General features: G+C 34.0%; 3 protein-coding genes. All 3 read right to left on the bottom strand.

The genetic code is table 11. The features are described from left to right. Positions 1-405: DUF6443 domain-containing protein (locus tag H277_RS0107030; protein WP_154652442.1), on the bottom strand; the 405-nt coding region annotated here is incomplete at its 3' end. Between the two features lie 9 nt (positions 406-414). Continuing rightward, a complete protein-coding gene (locus H277_RS0107025; protein WP_154652441.1) occupies positions 415-3,384 on the bottom strand; it encodes a hypothetical protein in 2,970 nt (989 codons plus the stop codon). Between the two features lie 3 nt (positions 3,385-3,387). Next, positions 3,388-4,911: T9SS type A sorting domain-containing protein (locus H277_RS0107020; protein WP_338107160.1), on the bottom strand; the 1,524-nt coding region annotated here is incomplete at its 5' end.

The following is a 4,911-nucleotide window of genomic DNA, read 5'->3' as shown; positions in this document are numbered from 1 at the left end:
ATTGGAAGTTTCGGGATAATCGGCATAATTAATGGCAGTGGTGAAATTAAGATTCGGGACAACGCCCGGCAGATATTCCCTATCCACACGTCCAAACCCATCGTAAGTAACTGTTGTGGCCAAACTCGGGTTTAACAATTGACCGGAAAGAGCCATTGTTTCGATGGATAATCCGGCTTTAGGGCTTACGATACTCATTTTTTCGCGTCCCAATCCGTCAAAATAAGTAATTTTATCGATTCTGCTTTTGGTGGAAAGATTCGATTTTGTGGTATCTGTGGTGGCCTCTAACAACTCACTGGTTAAAATATAGTTTTCGGTTTTTGTTTGGGCTTTCGCAGTCAAATTTATTCCTAGAACAACGCATAAACCCGGTAGTATTTTTTCATAAAAGTGTTTCATCATGTGTTTGGTTTAAGGTTGTTTGTAATTGTATTCGAATGTTTTGATGACTTCGTTTTGATCATTTACAATGGATTTCAAACGGTTTGCAGCATCGTAATTGTATTTCTCGGTCATTCCATTGGGCTGAATGATTTGCGTAACGCCGACAAGCGGTTTATACAAATAACCCGTTACCATTGCGTCTTTGTGGGCTGTACGAAGAGCTGTAATGGCAGTCAATAATTCCGAATCGGTTGTTTTTGTATTTAAAGTCAAAATAGTAGCGTTACTAATTTGAGACAAAGCAGCACCTTCTATTTTTGCAACCGGATATTGTCCGCCATATCCCCAAATAATTGCTACAGGAATGCCGTTTTCTAAGGTGTATTGGGTTAGATTGCCTTTTGCATCGTAACTATCGTAAGTGATTTTTCGGTCAGCGATACTTGTTTTAATATTTATTCCATCTCCTCTTTTTTGATGTACAGCAGATTTTTGAACAATTCCGCTGAATAGATTGTATTGATTGTGTACTTCTGAAATATAGGTTCCGTCAACTTTTTGCTTAACAACGACAGGTTCTGAGATGCGGTTGGCCTGTTTTAATTCAGTCATATAATCTTCTTGTCCTACCAAATCCGGTGGATATTGGTATTCTGTCGTGATGGTTTCGCCTTTGGAGGTTGTGGAGGTTGTATTTGTTGGATACAAATGTTTATAAGAAGGAGAATAATTATTTTCGGTTGTTGTAACTACATTTCCATTTGGAAAATATTCGGTACTGATTGTCTTTTTGTTTTGAATCCATGATGTTTTGATATCAAATGATACCCAATCGAATGTATAAGAACATGCTCCTGTACCAGGAACACATGATATTGAATTTATTGCTAAATCTTGTCCACTATAAAGCATGTACTTATTATTATATATAGAAGATTTTGTGTTGAAATAATTATCAATATTATATATTAACGAATCTTTTTTAATTAATTCATTAGTGTTATTATAAGTTTCTTTCTTTCGAAGTAAGCCTTTTTCAGGATTATAAATAGGATAAGAAAAGTTGACTTGACTTTCAGGATCATAGTTTGTCCAATCTGATTCATACGATTCAGGATCAAAGAAGTATTCATAGGTTGTTTTATAATTTTTAGATGGTTCTTTATAGTTTTCAACAGTTTCTTGGACATGTGAATATCCAACAGCTTTTCCTCCTATTGTAGATAATTGCCAACCAGGGTTGTTTGTTAAGTAGTTGTAGCTTAAGGTATTGCCGCTTTCATTGTAAACAATACCCTTTTTTACAGAGTTTAAATTAAATGTTCCGTAATTGATTCCACTCGTTTTATTGGTCTTTGGATTTATATAATTGTATTTTTTTATAATTTTTTCACCTTTACTATTATCTAATACAATTTTTGATACCCTTAAAGTTCCTGTTTTTCCTCTTCCGTCAGAAATAATTCCTAATGAGTTATATAAAGGATTATAATAGTCAGGAACAATAAAATCGTCATTTTCATAAAATAATTCTTGTGTACCATTTGTAGGAAAAGTAATCTTTTGGAGGTTACCAATTTTTCCATAGTCAATATAAGGTTTTAAATCGTTTGGAGAATTATACTTTCTACGAACATAGTCATGATAATCCAAATATTCTGCTGGACCAATTGAAGTGCTATTATTCTTACCATTATATACTCCCCAATAATCCTTAGAATGTGAAAGCCGAGGAGGAAGATTACCTGGATAATATTGAAATAAATATTTTTGTCCACTTATTTCATCAATTACTGCATTTAATTTTAATCTGTAATTATTTCCAACCATAAACCTTTGATCGTTTATAGTATACAAACCTTCAGAAACAAAATATCCGTTATCATTTTTTCCTAAATCTAACGTTATTTTTTTTACTAAATTTCCATTTTTATCTTTAATAAGAAACTGATTAATATACTTGTCATCTTTAATATCTTTTCTTGTGTCTTCTCCATAAATAAATTGAATCTCTCCTTCTTCAAAACTGATTTTTGATAAATATTTTTTAGCTGCTAAGCTTAAAGTATAATTATAACAATTGGGGATTAAAATTGGAGGACGTAAACCGAAGCCTGAAATTTCAGAAGAAAGTAGATATCTATTGATTACAGAAGTTCCATATGAACCTATCACATTCCCATCTAGGTATGTAAACATTATTTTTTTATTATTAGGTGTCTGAATTTCTTTTATTAAATACTCATCATCTGTCATACCATTCAATGCACTATCATATAAAGAACAATTATTAGCAGATGTACTATATTTACTATTATAAAAAGTATACTTTACACCTTGATCATCTATTATTTCCACATCGTATCCCCAAGTCTTACTAATTCTTACTATTTTAAAATCTTTATAAGGAATAGGTATACCTCTATTTCTATCTTTATAGTCTAGAATAAATTGTCCAGAATGATTTAAAACAGAAAAATTATATATATCAGGTTGCATATCATTAGGATGATTTCCTTGCCAATAACCAAGAGCATCCAGAGCTTTATATGTGTCAGAATATGTTTGATTACTTGTATTATATGTAGGTGAACCCCCTGGGGTAAATGACTGACTTACATCCCATTTTTGATACGCAGGGTGATCAAATACACCCATTACTTGTTTGGATAATGAAATTCCTCCTATACTGAGCGTCCAACCTAATCCTACATTAGAAGCTATTTCATCTAATTTAATTCCAGAAGTATTGTATTCTAAAGAAATAGGGAAATTTTGTCCATCAAAACTAAAACTATAGATGGGTACTGAAATATTTACAACACCAGTATGTGTAGAAGCAGGAATATCAATATATTTCGAAAAAGCAGCCGCATCCGGGGATTTTGGAAAATTAGAAAAATCATAGTTTTTTACAGAATTGTTACCTTCTGTTTGTTGCCCCAAAACATTTACTAAAGATGATGACATAAGTAGAGTTAGAAATAATTTCTTCATGCGTTACTTTTTAATAATTTTAATGGATTCGGTTTGATTGTCGTGGTTAATTTTCAGGATGTAAACGCCGGCCGGATACTTTCCTAAAGAAACAGGTGTAGAACGGTAGTTCACCTCTTTTGTCTGCAACAATTGCCCAGTGAAATTGTACACCTCAATGCTTGCTTTTTGAAAATCTTTGTTGATTAACACATTCACAAAATCCTGTGTCGGATTGGGATATGCTTCGATATCATCCCGCTTTTCCGCAGCAGATTTATCGCCTAATTTCACCAGATAAAAATCGTCTTGTCCTTTTGCATCGCTCCCGTTTGTCGAATTGCCTAACAATAAAAACGAACCGTCGCGCATAGGAATCACCTTTTCCAAAAAGCTAAAACCATCGGTTTTTCCAATCTCTTTTTTCCAGTTTTCTTGTAAATTCCGGTCGAAATAATAGGTTAAATACTTGCTTTCTAACTCGTTTTGAATTTTGTTTTGGTCGTGTTTATAGCCCATATTATTTGCAGTCACGATATAATCCTTTCCCAATGGCTGCACCGAATGGAGTTGAATGGACGATTTAAATTCTTTTTTCTTTTCATTCGAAAAGTTGAATTCTTCATCCAGTTCAACGATTTTTAATTCGTTTTTTTCAGGAAAATTAACAGCTAATGTGACAATCTTGTTTTCAGCAAAAAGAGCAGCCAACTGAGAAGGCTGGTCATTTTCCAGTGTTTTTTCACGGATTATTTCCCCCTCTTTGTTCAATTCCACCAGCCAGACACTGTTTATATAATGACTGTCCTGAGATTTTATAGGAGTTATTTTCGAATTGGACACACCACCGATCAAATACCCGTTTTTTGTTTCGATGATTGTTTTTAAAGTTTCTTCACGTTCGCCACCTATTGTTTTTTCCCACTTGATATTTCCCTGATCATCGAGTTTAATCACCCAAAAATCAGTCGCTCCAAACCCATTCTGCTGTTTCGAAGCCGACTGAGGAGAATCCGAATTGGCTCCAATCAAATAGCCATTATCAGTAGTTTTTATGACTGTAACAGCTTCGTCATTTCCCAAACCTCCAATTGTTTTTTGCCATTGAATAGCCCCTGTAGGATCCAATTTAATGATCCAGATGTCCGTCATTCCTATGGCTTTTTCCGTTTTATCACCAGATAGGGAAGAAGCGGAAGAGCCTACCAGTAAAAAACCGCCATCATTGGAAAGTGTCACGGTTTTCAACAAATCATCACTGTCACCGCCAAAAGAATTTTGCCATTCCTGACGCCCATTTTCGTCCATTTTCCAGATGAAATAATCCAATCCACCCTGGTTTTGTTTGGTTTTATTTCCAGATGGATCAGAATCTGAACTTCCCAAAATCAAGAAGCCATAATCAGGTGTTGGAATTGCATTGTACAGGTATTCAGCCTGATTTCCTCCAATCGATTTTTCCCACAAAATATCGTGCTGAGCGTTAACATAAAAGGAAAATAAGGAGAAAACAGCAAGTAGAATTTTCTTCATATTAGATATTGTTAA

Origin of the sequence: Empedobacter brevis NBRC 14943 = ATCC 43319 (assembly GCF_000382425.1) — a bacterium.
Taxonomy (GTDB): Bacteria; Bacteroidota; Bacteroidia; order Flavobacteriales; family Weeksellaceae; genus Empedobacter; species Empedobacter brevis.
The sequence above is the reverse complement of the archived record's forward strand: the minus strand, read 5'-3'. Positions and strand labels throughout refer to the sequence as shown.